This is a genomic window from Burkholderiaceae bacterium DAT-1, assembly GCA_019084025.1.
Classification (GTDB): Bacteria; Pseudomonadota; Gammaproteobacteria; order Burkholderiales; family Chitinimonadaceae; genus DAT-1.
In genome coordinates this window covers 51307-71867 of record JAHRBI010000001.1, presented here as the reverse complement: position 1 = coordinate 71867, position 20561 = coordinate 51307, and the positions used below count along the sequence as shown (strand labels likewise).

At 56.4% G+C, this 20561-nt stretch carries 16 protein-coding genes and 1 pseudogene; 7 read left to right on the top strand and 10 right to left on the bottom strand.

What is annotated here, in order from left to right; translation table 11 throughout:
* Positions 1-114 precede the first annotated feature (114 nt).
* Genes KSF73_00340 through KSF73_00325 form a run of 4 tightly spaced genes read left to right on the top strand, consistent with a single transcriptional unit; the run spans position 115 to position 4528 of the window.
* Entirely contained in the window at positions 115-1479 is a 1365-nt protein-coding gene (locus KSF73_00340) for a cystathionine beta-synthase (protein MBV1774155.1), read from the top strand.
* Positions 1480-1490: 11 nt separating this feature from the next.
* Complete coding sequence (locus KSF73_00335; GenBank protein MBV1774154.1) at positions 1491-2660, top strand: PLP-dependent aspartate aminotransferase family protein; 1170 nt, start codon at positions 1491-1493, stop codon at positions 2658-2660.
* Complete coding sequence (locus tag KSF73_00330) at positions 2653-3231, top strand: methyltransferase (GenBank protein ID MBV1774153.1); 579 nt, start codon at positions 2653-2655, stop codon at positions 3229-3231. The genes KSF73_00335 and KSF73_00330 overlap by 8 nt, the downstream gene beginning before the upstream one ends.
* Positions 3232-3256: 25 nt before the next feature.
* A complete protein-coding gene (locus KSF73_00325; protein MBV1774152.1) occupies positions 3257-4528 on the top strand; it encodes an aminotransferase class V-fold PLP-dependent enzyme in 1272 nt (423 codons plus the stop codon).
* Positions 4529-4991: 463 nt separating this feature from the next.
* Here the strand turns inward: KSF73_00325 and KSF73_00320 are convergent, their stop codons facing one another.
* Positions 4992-5294 carry a hypothetical protein gene (locus tag KSF73_00320; protein ID MBV1774151.1) on the bottom strand — a complete coding sequence of 101 codons (303 nt, stop codon included), beginning with the start codon at positions 5292-5294 and terminating at the stop codon, positions 4992-4994.
* A 586-nt stretch (positions 5295-5880) separates the two neighbouring features.
* Between KSF73_00320 and KSF73_00315 the strand changes: the two genes are divergently transcribed.
* The 3 genes from KSF73_00315 to KSF73_00305 all read left to right on the top strand — a co-directional run bounded on the left by KSF73_00315 (position 5881) and on the right by KSF73_00305 (position 10809).
* On the top strand, positions 5881-7518 hold the full coding sequence (locus KSF73_00315; GenBank protein ID MBV1774150.1) for a M64 family metallopeptidase: 1638 nt from the start codon (positions 5881-5883) through the stop codon (positions 7516-7518).
* Positions 7519-7753: 235 nt separating this feature from the next.
* Complete coding sequence (locus KSF73_00310; GenBank protein ID MBV1774149.1) at positions 7754-9073, top strand: magnesium transporter CorA; 1320 nt, start codon at positions 7754-7756, stop codon at positions 9071-9073.
* A gap of 86 nt (positions 9074-9159) precedes the next feature.
* Positions 9160-10809 carry a methyl-accepting chemotaxis protein gene (locus tag KSF73_00305; GenBank protein ID MBV1774148.1) on the top strand — a complete coding sequence of 550 codons (1650 nt, stop codon included), beginning with the start codon at positions 9160-9162 and terminating at the stop codon, positions 10807-10809.
* 68 nt (positions 10810-10877) lie between these two features.
* Here KSF73_00305 and KSF73_00300 read toward each other — a convergent pair whose 3' ends face one another.
* From KSF73_00300 to KSF73_00260, 9 genes and pseudogenes are all read right to left on the bottom strand, one after another.
* Positions 10878-11783, bottom strand: coding sequence for a hydroxymethylglutaryl-CoA lyase (locus KSF73_00300; GenBank protein ID MBV1774147.1), 906 nt, complete (start codon positions 11781-11783; stop codon positions 10878-10880).
* Between the two features lies 1 nt (position 11784).
* On the bottom strand, positions 11785-13782 hold the full coding sequence (locus KSF73_00295; protein MBV1774146.1) for an acetyl/propionyl/methylcrotonyl-CoA carboxylase subunit alpha: 1998 nt from the start codon (positions 13780-13782) through the stop codon (positions 11785-11787).
* Positions 13783-13915: 133 nt separating this feature from the next.
* The gene (locus tag KSF73_00290) at positions 13916-14716 is read right to left on the bottom strand and encodes an enoyl-CoA hydratase/isomerase family protein (protein ID MBV1774145.1); all 801 of its coding nucleotides are present in this window, start codon (positions 14714-14716) and stop codon (positions 13916-13918) included.
* 9 nt (positions 14717-14725) lie between these two features.
* Positions 14726-16333 (bottom strand): methylcrotonoyl-CoA carboxylase, encoded by a 1608-nt coding sequence (locus KSF73_00285; GenBank protein ID MBV1774144.1) that lies wholly within the window; start codon positions 16331-16333, stop codon positions 14726-14728.
* Between the two features lie 591 nt (positions 16334-16924).
* Positions 16925-17239 (bottom strand): annotated as a pseudogene (locus KSF73_00280) (antibiotic biosynthesis monooxygenase).
* Positions 17236-17745, bottom strand: coding sequence for a GNAT family N-acetyltransferase (locus KSF73_00275; GenBank protein MBV1774143.1), 510 nt, complete (start codon positions 17743-17745; stop codon positions 17236-17238). Before KSF73_00275 ends, KSF73_00280 begins: the two are co-directional and overlap by 4 nt.
* A gap of 22 nt (positions 17746-17767) precedes the next feature.
* Positions 17768-18907, bottom strand: a complete 1140-nt coding sequence (locus KSF73_00270; GenBank protein ID MBV1774142.1) for an acyl-CoA dehydrogenase family protein — start codon at positions 18905-18907, stop codon at positions 17768-17770.
* On the bottom strand, positions 18904-19365 hold the full coding sequence (locus KSF73_00265; GenBank protein MBV1774141.1) for a MaoC family dehydratase: 462 nt from the start codon (positions 19363-19365) through the stop codon (positions 18904-18906). The genes KSF73_00270 and KSF73_00265 overlap by 4 nt, the downstream gene beginning before the upstream one ends.
* 2 nt (positions 19366-19367) lie before the next feature.
* The gene (locus KSF73_00260) at positions 19368-20549 is read right to left on the bottom strand and encodes an acetyl-CoA C-acyltransferase (protein MBV1774140.1); all 1182 of its coding nucleotides are present in this window, start codon (positions 20547-20549) and stop codon (positions 19368-19370) included.
* Positions 20550-20561: the final 12 nt, after the last annotated feature.

Sequence of the window (20561 nt, the reverse complement as noted above, 5' to 3'; positions counted from 1 at the left end):
CGTCAAACAGAGAATGGCTGCAATTGCATCTCACGCGCGTATCTGCGCATCCCATATATCAGCCTGTCAGATTCCGTTATCCAATAGGCAGGCTGGCAAAAAATGAGAACATACATGGCACACGATCCCTTGCTTGGCCTGATCGGTCAAACTCCCTTACTAGAAGTCACCCGTCTCGATACCGGCCCCTGCCAGTTGTTTCTCAAGCTCGAAAGCCAGAATCCCGGCGGCTCCATCAAGGACCGTATTGCGCTGACCATGATCGAGGCAGCCGAGCGGGAGGGTAAATTGAAGCCGGGTGCCACCATTATCGAGGCGACTGCCGGCAATACAGGCCTGGGGCTCGCGCTGGTGGCTGCGCGCAAGGGATACAAGCTCAAGCTGGTGGTGCCGGACAAGATGAGTCTGGAAAAAATCTATCACTTGAAAGCGCTGGGTGCCGAGGTGATCATTACCCGCTCCGACGTGAACAAGGGGCATCCGCTCTACTATCAGGATTACGCCAAGCGCCTGGCGGATGAGCATCCAGGTTCGTATTACATCGACCAGTTCAATAATCCAGCCAATCCGGCTGCACATGAACACGGCACCGGCCCGGAAATCTGGCAGCAGCTGGCCCATGATGTCGATGCTGTGGTGGTGGGCGTAGGCTCAAGCGGTACGCTGACCGGACTGTCACGCTTTTTCCGTCGCGCCGCGCCCCATGTTGAATTTGTGCTGGCTGATCCGGTGGGATCGATTCTGGCTGATTATGTGGAAACGGGTCGTTACGGCGAGGCAGGAAGCTGGCGCGTTGAAGGCATTGGCGAAGACTTCGTACCGCCGCTGGCCGAGTTCGCCAGTGTAAAACGAGCATTCCGTGTGCCGGATGATGAAAGCATTGAAACCGCACGATTGCTGCTGGAGCGCGAAGGTGTGCTAGCAGGGTCATCTTCGGGCACGCTGGTGGCAGCCGCTTTGCGCTATTGCCGCGAGCAAACTACGCCGAAGCGGGTTGTCACATTTGTGTGTGACAGTGGCAATAAATATCTGTCCAAACAATTTAACGAAGGCTGGTTGATCGATCAGGGCATCACGCAATTGCCGCGTCAGGGCAATCTGTCCGATCTGATTACCCGCCGCCATGATCGAGGCGCCACGATTACAGCGCGTCCGGACGAAACGCTGGGCGACGTCTATGCGCGAATGCGTCGTCACGATGTGTCGCAATTGCCTGTGCTGGAAAACAGCGAAGAAGTGGTCGGCATTATCGATGAGTGGGACATCCTGCTGGCGGTGCACGATGAGCCGGAAAATTTCCGCTTGCCTGTGCGCCGGGCCATGTCCACTGATCTGGTTACGCTATCGCCGGATGATCGCCTCGAAAAGTTGTTGCGCGTATTTAACGATGATCAGGTGGCGATTGTGGTCGAACGCGGTCGCTTTATCGGCCTGATTACTGAATCAGACCTGATCAATCACTGGCGCCAGAAGCGCTAAGGGGAAGACTGATGTCACATCTTGATACCCTTGCTGTCCACGCAGGTTACACCCCGGATGCAACCGGCGCGGTGATGCCCCCCATTTATCCGAGTTCGACCTATGCACAGCGTGCACCGGGCGAGCATAGTGGATATGAATACGCCCGTAGCGGCAACCCCACTCGCGGTGCCTTCGAGAAAGCGCTGGCAGAACTCGAAGGTGGTGCGGCCGGCTTTGCGTTTGCTTCCGGTCTGGCGGCCATGTCCACGGTACTGGAATTGCTTGATGCCGGCAGCGAGGTTGTGGCCGTAGACGATTTGTATGGCGGGGCCTGGCGATTGTTCGAGCGCGTCCGCAATCGTACCGCGCAGCTGAAAGTCACGTATGCAGCGGCAGACGATACACATGCCATTGTCAATGCGATCACGCCCGCGACGCGCTTGGTCTGGGTGGAAATTCCAACCAATCCGCTGCTTAAAGTAGTGGATCTGCGGGCGACGATCGATGCTGCACACAAGGTTGGTGCGCTGGTGGTGGTGGATGCGACGTTTGCGACGCCGTATCTGCTGCAGCCCTTGCAGTACGGTGCAGATATTGTGCTGCATTCGGTGACCAAATATCTCAATGGGCATTCCGATGTGATCGGCGGCGCACTCATCGTGCGCACGCCTGAACTGGCCGAACGCGTAGGCTATTTGCAAAACGCGGTGGGCGGCATTCTTGATCCATTCTCCAGTTTTCTGGCCTTGCGCGGCCTGAAAACCCTTCCACTGCGCATGCAACGGCACAGCAGCAATACACAAGCCTTGGCTGAGTGGCTGGAAGCGCATGATGATGTGGATTCGGTTATTTTTCCGGGGCTGGCAAGTCATCCGCAAGCGGCGCTGGCTCGGAAACAGTTCCCTAACGGCTTCAGCGGGATTGTGTCTGTGCGGCTCAAGGCAGATGAAGCGGGCGTCCGGCGATTCCTGGCGGCGCTCAAGGTATTTACCTTGGCCGAGAGTCTGGGCGGCGTGGAAAGCCTGGTGAATCTGCCGTGGGCGATGACGCATGCGTCAATTCCGGAGGCAGATCGCTTGCGGCGCGGCATTGGGCCGAATTTACTGCGACTGTCAGTCGGCGTCGAGCATATCGATGATCTGAAGCGCGACCTGGAAGGCGGGTTTGCCGCACTCGCAGCGGGCGCATCCCATGCTTGATCTGACACTGATTCGCGCCCTCGGCAAATCGCCGGGGCAGGTCGGGACGCTTCTTCCTTCTTCCCGCTTTCTGGCGAACCGCGTGCTCAGCCTGGCGGTGTCGCTGGATTGTGGTGGCCCGATCATCGAAGCTGGCGCTGGGACGGGTGCGCTCACGGCTGCGCTGCTCGCGTATTTTGGTCCGGATCGGCTGACCGTGATCGAGCGCGATGCCGATCTGGCCGACACGCTGCGCAGGCGTTTCCCTGATCTGCACATCGTGCACGAACAGCTCGAACATGTACTAGGCAAACTGGCCCCACGTCCGCAGAACAGTGTGCTGGTGTCTTCCATTCCCTGGCGATCGCTCAGCGCAGAACAATCCTTGCCGATCCAGCGCAAGCTGGCCCGCTATGTCATCGGCGGCGGTCAGGTGATCCAGTTCAGCTACGGCAGAAGTGCGCCATTTCCAGCGCCGGATGGCGCGCATTGGCAGCCAGCGGGACGGGTATGGCTGAACGTACCGCCCGCCCGGCTGTGGGTATTGTCCCGAATCAAACAGAAATCCTTACCCGAAACGCATTCCATTTAACACCAAACCAAGCGAGGCGAGCACCATGAAGTTTGATACCTTGAGCATCCATGGCGGATACAGTCCGGATCCGACCACCCGCGCCGTTGCCGTGCCGATCTATCAGACGGCGAGCTATGCCTTCGATAGCACGCAGCATGGTGCCGACCTCTTTGATTTGAAAGTGGCGGGCAACATCTACAGCCGCATCATGAATCCCACCAATGACGTTCTGGAGCAACGCATCGCCGCACTCGAGGGCGGGGTAGGGGCACTGGCTTTAGCTTCCGGTCAGGCCGCCATCACCTATGCCATCCTGACGATTGCCGAGGCTGGCGACAACATCATTGCCACCAGCACGCTGTATGGTGGCACCTACAACCTCTTTGCACATACGCTGCCGCAATACGGCATCGAAGTGAAGTTTGTTAATCCAAACGAGCCCGAGCAAGTAGCCTTGCTGGCCAACGATCGCACCAAGGCTGTCTTCGCTGAATCCATCGGTAATCCGCTGGGCAACGTAGTCGATATTGCCCGCTTTGCCAAGGTGGCGCATGCCGCAGGCTTGCCGCTGATTGTCGACAATACTGTGGCGACGCCCTATCTGTTCCGCCCCTTCGACTTCGGTGCCGACATCGTGGTGCATTCGCTCACCAAATACATCGGCGGACACGGCAACAGCATTGGCGGGATTCTGGTCGACTCCGGCAAATTCCCCTGGGCAGAACACAAGACCCGCTTCCGTCGCCTGAACGAGCCGGAAGTCAGCTACCACGGCGTGGTCTATACCGAGGCACTGGGCCCGGCGGCCTTCATTGGTCGTGCACGTACTGTACCGCTGCGCAATATGGGAGCCTCCCTGTCACCGTTCAATGCATTCCTGATTCTGCAAGGGCTGGAAACACTGGCCTTGCGCATGGAGCGCCACGGCGAAAATGCCCTGAAAACCGCACAGTTCCTGCAAAAGCACCCGAAAGTGGAGTGGGTGAACTACGCAGGCCTGCCTGAACATCCCTCGCATCATCTGGTGCAATCACAGTTCGGAGGCAAGAGTTCCGGTTTGCTGACCTTTGGCATCAAGGGCGGGCGCGATGCGGGGGCACGCTTCCAGGATGCGCTTAAATTGATTACGCGACTGGTGAATATTGGCGACGCCAAGAGTCTGGCCACCCATCCTGCATCGACCACCCACCGCCAGCTGTCGCCGGAGGAACTCAAGAAGGCCGGGGTCACCGAAGATATGGTTCGTTTGTCCATCGGTATCGAGCATATCGATGACATTCTGGCTGATCTTGAGCAGGCGCTTGAACATGCCTGATGTGATTAAAATTTAAGCTAAAGTCGGCCTCAGGGCCGACTTTATCCCCGGTGCTCTACGATTGCTGCTTAAAGACTCTCAATTTCGCTAAATCGACATGGGATGTGGTGTGGCATAAAGCATGCTGGTGAAACATAATGAAGTAACGCATTGATTTTATATGTATTTATGCCTTATCATTTTCAGCGTGTATCTCGGCTTCCACGGTAGGGGGCATGAGCAACCGCCACAACTCTTCGTCCAATTGCCTAAATGCAGCCTACCGATCTGATCCGCCAGCAACTCAGCACGCTGATCAATACGTTTCACCTTGTTTTCCTCGCTGTGACCAAGGCATTTTTCGATGACGTCGCAGTGGATGCCACGTTCGCCCACTAGATAGCGACAGGCTGTCGATGAGCTTGTCGCGCTTTTTGCATATGTTCGTTGCGTTGGCGATCACCGATGGCATGTTTATCCGGGATCAACCAGTTTGCTTATCGAAGTCGATATTCTGCCAGCGCATCATACTGAGTAAACCAATCCGGCTCATGGTACTGAGAGCCAGCCAGATGGCAACCTGAGTCGGAAGTTCCAGTCGGGCGAGTCCGGCAATATTGTGTTGGCCTTTAGCGGGTACGCGTTCGGCTAGTAGAAGAATTTCTTCTTTGCTCAATACACGATCACGCTCTACGTCTGCACCACCCACATCAGATTTGTGCTGAGCTTCGATGACTTTCTGTTTGCATCGTTCTTGTTCAATCGGATCGGTACCGTTTGCAACCAACCTGAATCGCGGCGCCAGTCCTTAAAGATGCTGGTTGGACTCATCTTCGGTCACGATCCTAAGCCCATCTAACCGCAACGCGAAGAAGACCGTTACTGAGGCGCTGCGATGATCGAATGCGATTATCGGGGGCGGGGTGGTAGCAGCTGTCAATAGGCTTTCAAAATCACCTAGCTTGCGTTGCGCTGGTGCGACTGGATGTTTCTCCCTGCAAATGGCGGCTGGCCGCGCCTGCAGCTATTTGTCATACATTTCGTTGTTCTGAAATTGCAACAATATATACGTCGTTTCGTTGCGATATTTTTATCTTTTTGAACTCAAATGTTAGTCTTTCCTTGCATCTGAGTGTCAGCTGACTGCTTTTTCATCACCGCAGCGGATGATCAATCCACCTGCCTGGTACAGGCTCGAGGAAAGTGGTGTGAGTGATTTAGGTTGATGCGGGAAAACGCTGTTGTGAGCCGAATGGAGATTTTAAAGGCTGAAATTCATTTAAATAAATATGTGATATTCGGTCGATATCGATGTACGAACAGCTAATCCTAGTCTTAATGCAATAGGCCAACGCAATCAAAACGGGTACATCATGAGACAATTTTCGCTTCCTCTTTTGGCGCTTGCCATGTTTGGTACGCAAACGCTGGCTGATAATATTTCTATCCGACTGGGGTATTCGGATCATAAGGATGGATTGGCATTTTCGGCTTTGCGCGCAGAGACTGGCCAATTCGCACTGAGTCCTACCCAGCCAGACCATTTGGAAGGGGCGGTTTGGCGTGTCATCGCCAAGGATGTAAATGGCAAAATTGTTCATGAAACATCGGTTAAAGACGGCACGCAGATTCATGTCGAGGCCTTTGATCCACAAACGGGTAAGGTTGCGCATTCAGGCACCATTCATAGGCCGAGTGGCGTTTTTGAAGTTTCACTTCCCTTTTCGAGTAATATCACTAGTGTAGAAGTTGTACCCGCTCAGGGAATGGGTAAGTTTAAACCTGGCGTATTGGGCAGTCAGGGCATGACGGCTGATCGTGCACCGATCGCACATTTTGATCGGAGTGCATTGCAGAATCTTGTGAATAGCAATAATCGGTCACGTAATGTAAGTGCTCAAGCCACTACCACGCCAAAAGCTACAGCCACGACGATTATTGATAATGGGCCAAGTGCAACCCGCATGGATTACGTGTTTGTGGGTGATGGATATACTGCCGCTGAAATGGATAAGTGGAAATCCGATGCACAAAAGGTGATTTCCGGATTCATGGCAGATCCGTTATTTGCAGCAAATCGTAATTCAATGAATGTGCGTCGGGTGGATGTTGCAAGTAATCAGTCTGGTGTGTCCGAGCCAGATAAAGGCATTACTAAAGATACAGCGATGGACGGTGCGTTTAATTGTTACAAAATTGACCGATTACTGTGCATGAATGATACCAAAGTTCTGAATATTGTGGGGTCAGTACTAGCGCCTGATGCGCGGGACATTATTGTGGTAGTGTCTAATTCAACACGATATGGCGGATCGGGTGGAGATATTGCGACTTTATCAATGAATGCGCAATCTACCGAAATTGCCTTGCATGAAATTGGCCATACGGCATTCAAGCTCGCTGATGAATATGATTACGGTACCTGCGATCTCTCCACCGAGCCGACTGAGGGCGATGTGTCCAGAGTGGCAACGCGCAGTGTGAAGTGGGGGAGCCTGATTGCTGCGTCCACCGCAGTGCCTACTGCTGCGGGTGCTTATCCAAATGGCACGGTGGGTGTTTTTCAGGGGGCGCAATATTGTACCAGTGGGAAATATCGACCCACCGAGAATTCCCGGATGCGGACGCTTGGATATCCATGGCATTCGGTGAATGAAGGCTTGGCTCGTAAAGTATTTGCCATGTATACAGGCGCAAGTTCGAGCGGTGTGACGCAGTCGGGCACGCTGGCGCAGGGAGGATCGGTTTTTGTTCCGTCGGCGTCTCCAAATTATGTGCAGGGCGGTTCGGGTACGTACAGCGTGAGCCTGACCGGCCCGAGCGGAACCAACTTTAACCTTGAGCTGTACAAGTTGAACGGAAGCACCTGGACAAAGGTTGCGTCGAGTAGTAACGCAGGATCCAGCGAGTCCATTAGCTATGTGGGCACGGCTGGGTATTACTACGCACGAGTGGTGTCGGCCAGTGGTAGCGGTAACTATACGGTGACCTACAATTTCCCGAAGCCCTGACCTAGGGCGTGATGGTGGGTGACTGCCGAATCTGGCAGTCGTTTGGGTTACCGGATGATGACCGGATAGATGTGATTCCGTGTCTGTGTATTCGCTCACAAATTTTGTATGCAGACGCATTTCATCAAAGCTTGGATGCGCGTTCTAACGTATCATCTGCCTTCCATACAGGACATGCCAGAACGGTCTGAAGACGCGGACTGGCATGTGTCTGAGCGTATGCCGGGAGTGCAAGATGTCGTTGGACCGTATCAAGAATCTGCTGCAAAAACATAAATTGGTTGAGCACATGGTGCATGAGTATCATGTGCCACGGCAGGACTTGGTCGAAAATGTTGTACATCGTCAGCATTCCGCTGAATTGGCCGCCCTGCTGGAAAAATATCGAACGATGGAATTGGTCGATATGCTGGGGCAGTTGGCCGAAGGTGATGCCCAGCTACTATGGATCCATATTCCCGATGCGCGTCGTAAAGAATTACTGTGGACGCTTCCGGATGCCTTGCGCCTTTTGCTGGTTGGACCGGAAGAGCCGGAGTTTTCCGAAGGGCAGCTGCATGCATTCGAACTGGTGGATGGCAGGTTGCGCCAGATTGCCATTCGTAATCGTGCTGACTTGTTGCGTGTGCAGCCACTGTGGATTGATCTGGTCAAGGCGACAGCTGCCGAACTGGCCTATGTGGGGTGGCACTTTGGTGTAGATCTGCCGTTTCCTGGTGAAACTACCGATCTCGAAGTCAGTTCGCGGTTTCAGCGATCGGATGAAGGCGATATTCATCTGCGTTCAAATTTTCTGCTGGATCGCGAAGGGGATTCGCGGAGTGTGTCGGTGGCGTTTGTGCTGCACAATGGCATTCTGTTCTCTGTACGTAATGAAGAACTGCCGGTGTTCCGCTTGCAGCGCCTGCGGGCGAGCAGTCAGCCCGGCTACGTCTCCGATTGTTATGATCTGATTCTCGATCTCTATGGTGCCGACGTCGAGTATTCGGCTGATGCCATGGAAGCCATTTATGCAACCTTGGGTAAAATCGGCAGACAGGTGCTGAGCGAGAAGATGAGCGATGAGGAAGCGGCTGCGATTCTGGCCAGCATCGCTGAAGAAGAGGATCTGAATGGTCGCATTCGCAGCAATATTCTGGATACCCAGCGCGCGATCTCATTTTTGATGCGCAGCCGTTTGCTGACTGATGGCCAGATTCAGGACGCTCGCCAGACGCTGAACGATATTGATTCACTGAATAGCCATACCGCGTTTCTGTTCGATAAGATCAACTTTCTGATGGATGCGACAATCGGTTTTATCAACATCAATCAGAATCAGCGCGTGAACAAGCTGACGGCTTTGGGCGTCGTGTTCATGCCGATCAATGTGCTGGCTGGTATTGGTGGCATGTCTGAATTTTCCATGATGACTCAGGGCGTACCCTGGCCGGTGGCTTATGGGGCTTTCTGTTTGGGCGCGGGGCTGGTCGGTTGGGCGACTTATGTCGCGGTCAAGCATTTCGAAGTACGCAAACTCAAGTCACACCTGAAGCATCCATCAGCCCCTTTGTAAGAGGATCAGATAGATTCACGATTGTCACTCGCAGACTGTATCAACTTCACTATAGTGAAATGAGTATGCGTTTTGCGGAGTGAGTGATGGAAGCTGTCCGACATCTCAAAATGCAGCACAAGCTATCGCTTTTGCTGGCCATTCCCTTGCTGGGAATTGCAGCAGTCGCGATCGTTGGGCTGCTGACTATGGGGGCACTGAAGGATCGCGTTGAGGCGGTCTACGTCAGTAGTGCTGCGCCACTATATGAACTGTCCAAAGTGAGCGCGCTGGTACCTCGCACCCGCATTGACGTCATGCAGGCCATGATGGATTCGATGGATAGTGGAAGTGCATATCGATCGCCGCAAGAACGTGCGGAGCGTTTGCAGAAAAAGATCGAGGAAATGAGCTCCGCCATCAAGAAGCTGCAGGATGGGCGGGTTTCCCCCGATCTCAAGGCAGATGTGGATACCATTGCCGTCCTGTATCGCGAGATGGCCGAGACCAGCCTTGGACCGTTTTCTGTCGCAATCCGCGACGGGAAAATCGATGACGCCAAGGCAATTTATCCCAAATACATCAAGCAATATGAAAAGCTGCGGGATCATGTCAATGAGCTCATGCCCAAGCAAATCAAGATAGCAGCCGCAGCGTATGAGGCGGCGAATGCAACCTATCGCCATCAGAGTCAGCTTATTTATGGTGTGATTGTACTGTCTGCGTTGGTGAGCATCGTATTTGGTTACCTACTGGCCCGGATGATTACAGGCGATCTCGACGCTTTGCGGCGCACCATGATGGAGGCAGCGGCAAATCTGCATCTGAGTGTGCGTGCGACTGTTGCTGGAAGAGATGAATTCGGTGAGCTGTCCGATGCTTTTAACCGGCTGATGGGGGCATTTGAATCTGCCCTGAGGCAGATACGCGAGTTTGGCCGACAGGTAAATGGCCGCTCAGATGCAGTAGCGCAAGCTGCACGTTCAATTGCCGACAGTTCGCAGGCGCAGAGTGAATCTGCCCAGCGTACTGCAGCCGCCATTGAGGAAGTCGCAACCAGCGTTCAGCAAATGGCCTACACGGCCAAGCAAACGGCAGCCTTGTCCCAGTCCGTTCAGCAGTTATCGGATCAGGGCGGGCAGGTTGTCCATGAAAATGCGGGCAATGCGCAAACCTTATCCGGTGCGATACAGACAACTGCACAACTGACCGACAATCTCGCCAGACGCTCGCATGAGATCAATGCCATTGTCGGGGTCATTCGCGAAATCGCCGATCAAACCAATCTGCTCGCGCTCAATGCGGCCATCGAGGCTGCGCGTGCCGGCGAGTCCGGGCGTGGATTCGCGGTGGTTGCAGACGAAGTGCGTAAACTGGCGGAGCGCACTACGGGCGCAACGGCTGAAATCGGCAATATGTTGAGTGGTATCCGAACGGACGTCGACTCGGTCGTATCCGATACCGGGCGCTGTTCCGATCTGATCGACGAAAGTATGCGCTACTCGGAGCGCGCAATTGAGGCGCTGCAGCAAATCCGGACGGGGGCAGAGACCTCTGCTCAGCATATCGCGGATATCGCCTCGTCGACCGAGGAGCAAAGTTGTGCTGCCGAAGAAATTGCGCGCCAGGTGGATCAGATCGCATCCATGGCTGGACGTAATAGCGAGTCGGTACAGGCCGCGTCAAGTGCTGCGGATGGTCTGGCGGATTTGGCCCGGCAACTCGAATCAGAAATTGCCCGATTCCGACTTGATTAAATGGTAGAAAGAAAACGGGTCGGTGTCTGAGCGACAGCGACCCGTTTATCAATGTTGGATACTTAAGTTCAGCTTAATTGTGCAGCCAGTGCCTGAGCTGTTTTTGACCCGCTGCTGCGGCCAATATGCTCGCCAATGAATCGACCGGCTTCAGCCAGCTTGTCGAGATTCACGCCTGATTCAATCCCCAGCCCGTTGAGCAAGTAGACCACATCTTCGGTCGCCACATTGCCGCTGGCGCCCTTGGCGTACGGACATCCACCAAGACCGGCGGCCGAGCTGTCGATGGTGGCGACGCCCATGTCGAGTACGGCATAGAGATTGGCGGTGGCCATGCCCCATGTATCGTGGAAATGGGCGGCCAATTTCTCGACCGGCACATGCTTGGCGACGGCCTCGATCATTCGGCGTGCCTGCTCGGGTGTGCCACGGCCGATGGTGTCACCCAGCGAGATTTCGTAGCAGCCGAGCTCATAGAGCTTCTGAGCGACACGGGCGACGTCTTCCAGCGGCACATCGCCCTGATACGGGCAACCCATCACGCAGGACACATAGCCGCGCACGGCGACGCCATCGCGGCGGGCGGTTTCGATCACCGGCGCAAAGCGTTCGATGCTCTCGTCGATGCTGCAGTTGATGTTTTTCTGCGAGAAGGCTTCGGAAGCCGCGCCAAACACGGCGATTTCATCGGCACCCACCGAGCGGGCGGATTCATAACCCTTCATGTTCGGTACCAGCACCGGATAGCGAACACCAGCGCGGCGCTTCAGCCCCTGCATGATCTCCAGATGGTCGGCCATTTGTGGCACCCACTTGGGCGACACAAAAGCGGTGGCTTCGATCACCTTCAAACCGGCGTCCGCCAGCTTGTCGATAAAGGCGAGCTTGGTTTCAGTGGAGACCGGTGTTTTCTCGTTTTGCAGCCCGTCGCGCGGGCCGACTTCGACGATGGTGACTTTTTTCGGCAGTGCCATATCAAGCCTCCACGATTTCAATCAAGGCAGCACCTTCGCTGACCTGTTCACCCTTCTGATAGAAGATCGCGCCCACTTTGCCTGCTTGCGGCGCGACAATGGTGTGTTCCATCTTCATGGCTTCGAGGATCAGCAGCGCATCGCCCTTTTCGACGACTTGTCCGGCTTCCACATGCACGGCAACGACGGTACCCGGCATCGGTGCAGTCAGGCCACCGCCCGCATCGACTTGTTCCAGACCGGCCAGCAGCGGGTTGAATGGGTGCAGCGTCAGGTTGTGACCATCGCGGATCAGGGTCAGGTTGCCATCGGCAAAGACCACAGAAACGGTCAGCTTGCGGCCATTGAGGCGCGCAGTCAGACGTCCATTGTCCAGCGTGGCGGTCGCAAACAGGCGATTGTCGCCAATCTCCAGATCAAAGCCTTCGGCGCGATAGTGCGCGACGACCTTGTATTCTTGGTCGAGATGCTTGAAGTGGAGCGCATGGCTATTGTCCTGATTCATGCGCCAGCCAGCGGCATTCCACCACGGCGAACCTGCATCTTCATGACGTGCACGGCTTTGTGCCTGACGCGCTTCGATGGACGCAAGTTCAGCGAGTGCAGCCAACGCCAATGCGTCTTCATCCGGACCGGCTTCGGCTGGAATCAGCGCATCGCGATGACGCCCGATGAATCCGGTATCCAGATCGCAGGCGGCAAAAGCAGGGTGGGTGGCCAGACGGCGCAGGAAATCGAGGTTGGTTTCGAGGCCGACCACTTCGTATTCGTTCAGCGCGCTGGCCAGACGTTCCAGCGCACGCTCGCGACTTTCGTCCCATACGATCAGCTTGGCGATCATTGGATCGTACCATTGCGAAATCTCGTCTCCGCTTTCCACGCCGGTATCAATACGCACGAATGCACTGTCTTCCGGCTGACGCAGATGGGTCAGCGTACCGATTTGCGGCAGGAAGTCGCGTGCAGGCGCTTCTGCATAGACACGCGCTTCGAAGGCGTGGCCGCGCTGGGTCAACTCGTCCTGCAGCTTGGGCAGACGCTCGCCCGAGGCCACGCGCAGTTGCCACTCGACCAGATCCTGGCCGGTGATCATTTCGGTGACAGGGTGTTCCACCTGCAGGCGGGTGTTCATTTCCATGAAGTAGAAGGCATTGGACAGCGTGTCGAAAATAAATTCGACCGTTCCCGCGCCAACATAACCTACCGTCTTCGCTGCACGTACGGCGGCTTCACCGATCTCGCGACGCAGTTCCGCTGCCAGACCCGGCGCAGGCGCTTCTTCCAGCACCTTTTGGTGACGACGCTGCACCGAGCAATCACGCTCGAACAGGTAGACGGCATTGCCGTGTGTATCGGCAAACACCTGAATTTCCACGTGGCGCGGCTTGGTCAGGTATTTTTCGATCAGCACCTTATCGTCGCTGAAGCTGGCGAGTGCTTCGCGCTTGGCGGAGGCCAGCTGACCGGCGAAGTCTTCGTGCTTCTCGACAATCTTCATGCCCTTACCACCGCCGCCAGCCGAGGCCTTGATCAGCACTGGATAGCCGATGCGATCGGCCTCGCGCTGCAGCAGATCAGCGTCCTGATCATCCCCGTGGTAACCCGGCACCAGCGGTACGCCGGCCTGCTCCATCAGCTGTTTGGCGGCAGACTTCGATCCCATTGCAGCAATCGCGCTGGTCGGCGGGCCAATGAAGACCAGACCATTGTCGGCACAGGCATCGGCAAAGGCTTCGTTCTCACTCAGAAAGCCGTAGCCGGGGTGAATCGCCTGTGCGCCACTGCGCTTGGCGATGTCGATGATTTTATCGGCCAACAGGTAGGAATCACGCGGGGCAGGACCACCCAGATGCCATGCTTCGTCCGCCAGTTTCACATGGCGCGATTGCGCATCGGCATCGGAATACACGGCAACGGTTTTGATACCGAGGGCGCGCGCTGTCTTGATGACTCGACAGGCGATTTCGCCGCGATTGGCAATGAGGATTTTCTTAAACATTGTGTGTCTCCGCGTCGAAACCGCCTTGGCAGCGTTCCGCTGCTACGCGATTTGGCTGCGCCGCTGTGCTGGCTTGCGCCAGCTGGTCGCCTCTGTTTGCAATGAGGATTTTCTTGAACATTTTCTTTATCCTTTAACCGGCTGGGTTGGCTTTAATCCAGCCGGGCTGGCGCTTTTCCAGAAACGCATTGAGGCCATCCTGACCTTCGGCGCTGACACGAATCGCTGCAATGCGGCGGGCGGTTTCGTCGATCAGCTCAGTGCTAACCGGGCGCAGTGCCACATCACGGATCAGGCGCTTGGCTTCCGCCATGGCCTGCGGACTATTGGCCAGCATGGCGGTAGCCAGTGCGTGTGCGCGTGGCAAGACTTCTTCGCGGGCAACGATCTCGTGCACCAGACCCAGTCTGGCGGCGGTTTCCGCGTCAAAGCGTTCGGCGGTGAGGAAATAGCGGCGCGAGGCGGCGATGCCCAGCTTCTGGATGACATAGGGCGAAATCACTGCAGGAATCAGCCCCAGTTTGACTTCCGACAGACAGAACAAGGCTTGCGGCGCGGCCACGACGATATCGCAGCACGCCACCAGACCCACGCCGCCACCAAATGCTGCGCCTTGCACGGCAGCAATAGTCGGCTTTTTCAGATGATCCAGCGTGCGCATCAGAGACGCCAGCTTACCCGCATCGGCGAGGTTTTCCGCTTCGGAATATTTCGCCATACGCTGCATCCAGCCGAGATCGGCCCCTGCAGAGAAGCTCTTGCCTTCAGCGGCCAGTATCACGATCTGTACATCCGGATTTTGCTCCAGCTGCAGCAGCGCGTCGGTCATCTCGCTGATCAGCACGTCGTCGAAGGCGTTATGTACTTCACCGCGACTCATGGTGAGTGTGGCGATCCCGCTGGCTTCAATGGTTATTTTCAAAGAGTCAGACATGGTTGCCCCTTACATGCGGAAGACGCCGAACTTGGTCGGCTCGATCGGTTTGTTCAGGCTGGCGGAAATCGCCAGACCCAGCACCATGCGGGTGTCGCGCGGGTCGATGATGCCATCGTCCCACAGGCGGCTGGTGGCGTAATACGGGTGGCTCTGGCCTTCGAACTGATCGCGCAGCGGCTTCTTGATGGCTTCGCGTTCTGCTTCGGTCAGAATCTGGCCCTTCTTTGCCAGCGCCTCTTCGCGCACCTGCGCCAACACGCCCGCAGCTTGCTCGCCGCCCATCACCGCGATGCGCGAGTTGGGCCACATGAACATGAAGTTCGGGCTGTAGGCGCGGCCACACATGCCGTAGTTACCCGCGCCGTAGGAGCCACCGATCACCACGGTGAATTTAGGTACCTTGCTGGTGGCGACAGCGGTCACCATCTTGGCGCCATGCTTGGCGATACCTTCCGCTTCGTACTTGCGGCCGACCATGAAGCCGGTGATGTTCTGCAGGAACACCAGCGGGATATTGCGCTGGCTGCACAGCTCTATGAAGTGCGCGCCCTTTTGTGCGGATTCGGAGAACAGCACGCCGTTATTGGCAACGATCCCCACCGGATAGCCGTGGATATGTGCGAAGCCGGTCACCAGTGTATTGCCGTAGGTTTCCTTGAATTCGTCGAACTTTGAGCCATCGACGATACGCGCGATCACCTGACGGATGTCGAAGGGCTTCTTCAGGTCTGCCCCGACAATGCCGTACAGTTCATCTGCCGAATAGAGCGGCGCTTCCACCGGGCGGGTGGTGATGCTCATCGGCTTTTTCCAGTTCAGATTGGCCACGATGCGGCGCACAGTATCGAGTGCATGCGCATCGTTGTGGGCGTAGTAATCAGCCACACCGCTAATCTTGGCGTGCACATCGGCACCACCCAGATCTTCGGCGGACACCACTTCACCCGTCGCGGCCTTCACCAGAGGCGGACCTGCCAGGAAAATCGTACCTTGCTGCTTCACGATCACCGAGTAGTCGGACATCGCCGGCACATACGCGCCACCGGCCGTACACGAACCCAGCACAGCGGCGATTTGCGGCACGCCAGCAGCCGACAGATTGGCCTGATTGTAGAAAATGCGGCCAAAGTGATCGCGATCCGGGAAGACTTCATCTTGATTCGGCAGGTTCGCGCCACCCGAATCGACCAGTGCGATGCAGGGCAGGTGGTTTTGCAGGGCGATTTCCTGCGCGCGCAGATGCTTTTTGACGGTGGTGGGGTAGTAAGTGCCACCCTTAACCGTTGCATCATTGGCGATGATCATGCATTCCACGCCGCTGACACGGCCAATACCGGCGATGATGCCGGCGGAGGGCACTTGATCATCATATTGACCGATACCAGCAAGCTGGCCGACCTCGAGGAAAGGCGAGCCGACATCCAGCAACTGCGCCACGCGATCGCGTGGCAGCAATTTGCCGCGAGCGGTATGGCGATTGCGGGCCACTTCGCCGCCGCCCTGTTCGACCGCAGCTGCACGGGTGCGCAGATCGGCAACCAGTGACTGCATGGCTTCGGTATTGAGCTTGAATTGCTCGGTTTTGGGATTGACTGTGTTATGTATGACGTTCATCGCTAAGTCCTGGGCGAAACATCGGGCAGTTTGGGTGTCCGGTTCTGTGATCCTGGGTCAGGTCGGGTATTTTTGTGTTCGTATTACGGGTAATCAATCAGTGGATTACATGGCGGGCAGACATCCGGAGGAGGTATCTCCCATCAGCAGCTTTTCCATGTAAACACGTTCAGGGTGGGATTCGATAATCTGGAATCCCTCCCGTTCATACAGTGCGCGCGCCCGCATATTGCCGGGTGATACATTCAGGCTTAATCGCAGATAGCCAAATTGACGCGCAACTTTCTCAAGCCAGTGCAGCGCGCGGGTGCCACGGCCATTTCCCTGCCAGGCGCGCAGAATCTGTAATTCCGCCAGATGCAGGGTGTGTCCGTTCGGGCGCCATCCGACCAGCCCAATGCGCTGGCCACCCTCCTGCAGCACAAAGTACTGGCCATGACTCATGGCATGCACCATGAACTCCAGACTCCATATCGACGGGAGGCTGGTGGCCATATTGCTGCCGATCAGGGCATACACCCATTCATGATCATCCGGATTGACGGGTCTGAAACTGATTGCCGAGGCCTCTACCGGGCGGGTATGGCTGTCATACGCACGCTCGACTCGCGATACGCGTGTGAAGCAGCGCTCATACCACTCCTGTACGCCACGATTGCGTGCGGCAATGTGATCGCCTTGATTACGCCAGGCAAGAATGTCAGCTTCGCTACGCCAGTAGGAAACCGTAATGCCGAAGCCATCCGCACCCCGCACAGATTCAGCGCCTAGAAAGCCTGGCTGTTTGGCGGCCAGTGCAATCATCCGGTTTGCAGTTTCGGTATAGTCATCAGGGCCTTGACGACGTTTGGAACTGAAAATCACTGCGTAGTAGGGGGCTGGAGGGGTATTGGCAAACATGGTCAGAGCATGGCGCAGTCAAATGCCAGCAGGCGTTCGTTCACGGCTGGCATACCCTTGAGCGGGCGAGTCTGGTCGGTTTGCACAAACCCGATCCGTTCATAAAATTGGATTGCCCTGGGGTTTCCCTCGGCAATCCACGCATTGATCCGCTCGGCACCTTGATCCGCAAGCCAGCGTGTGGCGATATCCACCAGACGCTGTCCTGCTCCGCCGCGGCGGTAGTTTGGCGAGACCCACATTGCACAGACAAACGCATGATCTGCACGTCCGCCCTCGAGTAGCGCACCAATCATGCCGACCGGATTGCCTTCGCGGCACAGAATGAAGGTGGCAGAATCATTGCTCTCTGCATAGTGGCGCGTGTGCGTCTGCCAGAATTCGTCGCGGCGCTCGGCAATCTCCTCGTAGCGCTTGCCAAAGGCATAAGGGGCATCCTGCAGGGCTTGCAGGCGCAAGGAACGCAGCAGTGCCCATTGTTCCGGGTCGATTCTTACAATCCGTTCATGCATGGCTATATCTCATTGGGCGCGATCAGATGTCTGCACCGATCGCCCGTCCGATCACCAGACGCTGGATATCGCTGGTGCCTTCGTAGATCTGGCAGACACGCACATCCCGGTAAATACGTTCAACCGGGAAGTCATTGAGATAACCATAGCCCCCATGTGTCTGGATCGCATCCGAACACACGCGCTCAGCCATTTCGCTGGCGAACAGCTTGGCCATGGAGGCTTCCTTCAGGCAGGGCTGACCGGCATCTTTCAGACTGGCGGCATGCCAGATCAGCTGGCGTGCGGCTTCAATTTGCGTTGCCATATCGGCCAGGCGGAAGTTGACGGCCTGATGTTCGAAAATCGGTTTGCCAAAGGTGACACGCTCTTTGCTGTAACGCAAGGCAGCTTCAAAGGCGGAACGTGCCATGCCGAGTGCCTGCGCTGCAATACCGATTCGACCTGATTCCAGACTCGACAGGGCAATCTTGTATCCATCGCCTTCAGCGCCGAGGCGCAGGCTTTCATGTACGCGGCAGCTGTCCAGCGTGATAGCACAGGTGTCGGAGGAGTTCTGGCCGAGCTTCTTTTCCACGCGGGAAACCAGATAGCCCGGTGTATCCGTCGGTACGATAAAGGCGGATAAACCTTTTTTGCCCGCTTCCGGATTAGTGACGGCAATGACGATCGAAATCTGACCATTCTTGCCGTTGGTGATGAACTGCTTGGCACCGTTCAGCACATAGTGCTCGCCATCCTTGACTGCGCGGGTTTTGATGGCGCCCGCATCCGAGCCTACTTGCGGCTCGGTCAGGCAGAAACTGCCCAGCCATTCGCCACTGGCCAGTTTGGTCAGGAAGCGCTGTTTCTGATCTTCGGTGCCAAATGCCACTAGCGGGCCACATCCAACCGAGTTATGCACCGAAACAATCGTCGAGAAGGCGCCATCACCGGCAGCCAGTTCTTCAATTGCAATGGCGGAGGCCAGATAGTCGAGCCCAGCGCCGTTGTAGTCGGTCGGGACCGTCAGACCCAGTAGCCCCAGTTCGGCAGCTGCACGGATCTCATCATGCGGGAATGCGTGGGCTTCGTCGCGCTGTGCGGCGGTGGGCCACAATTGCTCTTGGGCGAAATCGCGCACGCTGTCGCGAATCATCTGATGTTCTTCGTCGAGAATCACGGTGTGTCTCCTTCGGGATGGCAGGCCACCCAAATGGCGTTTTCCAGACTCATCACCTGCAGGCCTTCCTGATTGGTTGTACGCCATGCCAGCGTGATGACCCCAAAGCCGGGCTTGGAACGCGAATGGCGGCGGCTGATGACGCTGAATTCTGCGGTGAGGACATCACCTGGTTTCACCGGCTGATGCCAGATCAGTTTGTCGATCTGCAGCCCCATCAGGCCGTTTGCAATATTGTTCAGTTCGCTATCGGCCAGCATGCGCATGGTGAGCGCGGCGGTATGCCAGCCACTCGCCACCCAGGTGCCAAATACGCTGGCAGCACCTGCCGCTTCATCCAGATGAAAAGGCTGAGGATCGAATCGCTCCGCGAAATCGATCACATCTGCCGTTTCTACCTTGATCGGGCCGCCATGAAAGACGCGGCCCGGCTTCAGATCTTCAAACCACAGTTTCAAAATTACAATACCTCGACTGCCAGCGCGGTCGCTTCACCACCGCCGATACACAGGCTGGCTACACCACGGGTCTTGCCGTAGCGCTTCAGTGCGTAGATCAGCGAAGCCACGATACGGGCGCCGGATGCGCCGATCGGGTGGCCCAGCGCGCAGGCGCCGCCGTGTACATTCACCTTGTCTGCAGGCAGATTCAGATCGTGCATGGCTGCCATGGTGACCACTGCAAAAGCTTCGTTAATTTCGTACAGATCAACGCTGTCAGCGGTCCAGCCTGTCTTGGCGAACAACTTTTCCATGGCGCCAACGGGGGCAGTGGTGAACCAGCCTGGCTCATGAGCGTGTGTGGCATGACCGACGATGCGAGCCAGCGGCTTCAGGCCACGCTTGGTCGCTTCGGATTCGCGCATCAGCACCAGTGCAGCCGCGCCGTCGGAAATCGACGATGCATTGGCAGCAGTGACCGTGCCGTCTTTCTTGAAGGCGGGCTTCAGTGTAGGAATCTTTTCCGGGCTGGCCTTCAGCGGCTGTTCGTCTTCGCTGATCACCACATCGCCCTTGCGACCCGGTACGGTCACCGGCACGATTTCATCCTTGAACAGGCCTTCGCGTACGGCCACCTGTGCACGGCTCAGCGAACGCTGGGCGAATTCATCCTGCGCTTCGCGGGTGAAGCCATACTTTTCGGCACACTGCTCGGCGAATACGCCCATCAGCGAACCCTTCTGGTATGCATCTTCCAGACCATCGAGGAACATGCTGTCCTTGATCTCGCCATGGCCGAGACGGAAACCGCCGCGCGCCTTGGCCAGCAGGTAAGGGGCGTTGGTCATGGATTCCATGCCGCCTGCCACCATCACGTCAGCCGAGCCAGCCTTCAACTGGTCGTGGGCCTGCATGATGGCTTTCATGCCGGAGCCGCACATCTTGTTGATGGTGGTGGCGTTGGCCGACAGCGGCAAGCCGCCACCCAGTGCAGCCTGACGTGCAGGTGCCTGACCTTGGCCTGCGGGCAGCACATTGCCCATGATGACTTCTTCAACGTCAGTTGCAGCGATCCCGGCGCGCTCGACAGCGGCACGAATCGCAGTAGCGCCCAGCTGGCTGGCTGTCAGGCTGGCAAAATCACCCTGCAGACCACCCATCGGGGTGCGGGCGGCGGAAACGATTACGATTGCGTCAGACATAGTGCGCTCCAG